This is a genomic window from Plantactinospora mayteni (assembly GCF_016862935.1).
Lineage (GTDB): Bacteria > Actinomycetota > Actinomycetes > Mycobacteriales > Micromonosporaceae > Plantactinospora > Plantactinospora mayteni.
Window position 1 is genome coordinate 1 of sequence record NZ_BONX01000108.1, and the last position, 1,317, is coordinate 1,317.

Here is a 1,317-nt window from a genome sequence, read left to right on the forward strand (position 1 = left end):
ACTGGGCCTGACCCGGTTTGACGGACATCCCAGCTCAGAGGGCTGTGCGCTCCTCGGGAGGATGTTCATCATGGAAGGCATGGGTAAGAAGCCACGCCGGCCGCGCAGGGCGTTCACGCCGGAGTTCAAGGCGGAGATCGTCGAGGTGTGCCGGCGGGGTGACCGGACGATCGTGCAGGTCGCGAGAGATTTCGACCTGACCGAGACCGCGGTGCGGGAGTGGGTCAAGCAGGCCGACCTCGACGCCGGCACCCGTCACGATGGGTTGACCAGCGACGAGCGCGACGAGTTGGCGCGGTTGCGGCGGGAGAACCGCCGGCTGCGTGAGGACGTCGACATCCTCAAACGGGCCACGGCTTTCTTCGCGAAGGAGACCCGGTGAACGTCTACCCGTTCATTGAGGCGGAGAAAGCGCGGCAGGACGGGAACGTGAAGCGTGCCTGTGAGCTGTTGGAGGTCTCCCGGTCCGCCTACTACCAGCACCGCACCGGCCCGTCGAGGCGTGAGCGTGACGATGTCGACCTGATCGCACAGATCGTCGACATCCACTCCGTCTCGGCCGGCACCTACGGCGCCCCTCGGGTGCACGCCGAACTCGCCGCACAAGGGCGCCGGCATTCCCGCAAACGGGTAGCCCGACTGATGCGGGGCGCCGGGTTGTGCGGCCGGACACCGAAGCGGTGGCGCACCACCACCGTGCCCGACCCGACAGCGGCCCTGGCGGCCGACCGGATCCGCCGGGACTTCACCACCTCCGCCAGCGAGGTCGACACCCGCTGGTGCGGTGACATCACCTACATCCCGACGTGGGAGGGCTGGCTGTACCTCGCCACCGTGATCGACATCGCCTCACGTCGGGTCGTCGGCTGGGCCACCGCCGATCATCTGCGCACCGACCTGCCCGCCCAGGCCCTGACCAACGCCATCACCACCCGCCGCCCCACCAGCGAGGTGATCTTCCACAGCGACAGGGGAAGCCAGTACACCAGCGCCCAGTACGCGCGCCTCGCCGACCGCAATCAGGTGCTGCTGTCGGTCGGCGGGCGGGGTCAATGCTGGGACAACGCCGTCGCCGAGTCGTTCTTCGCCACCATCAAGACCGAACTACTCGACCGGCGGCCGTGGCCGACCCGCGCCGCAGCCCGTACAGCGATCTTCGAATGGATCGAGGGCTGGTACAACACCCACCGCCGGCATTCCACCCTGGACTACCTCAGCCCGGCCGAGTACGAAGCCACGGCCTATTCCCGCAGGCCGACCAGCAAGGTAGCGTGAGATCAACTTATCGACCCTGTCCGTCAAACCGGGTCAACCCCA

Annotated in this window: 2 protein-coding genes; both read left to right on the forward strand. The window is 67.7% G+C overall.

Annotated elements, in window-relative coordinates:
* Positions 1-79: 79 nt before the first annotated feature.
* Complete coding sequence (locus tag Pma05_RS42075; RefSeq protein WP_203863135.1) at positions 80-382, forward strand: transposase; 303 nt, start codon at positions 80-82, stop codon at positions 380-382.
* Complete coding sequence (locus tag Pma05_RS42080) at positions 379-1,275, forward strand: IS3 family transposase (protein ID WP_203863136.1); 897 nt, start codon at positions 379-381, stop codon at positions 1,273-1,275. Before Pma05_RS42075 ends, Pma05_RS42080 begins: the two co-directional genes overlap by 4 nt.
* Positions 1,276-1,317: the final 42 nt, after the last annotated feature.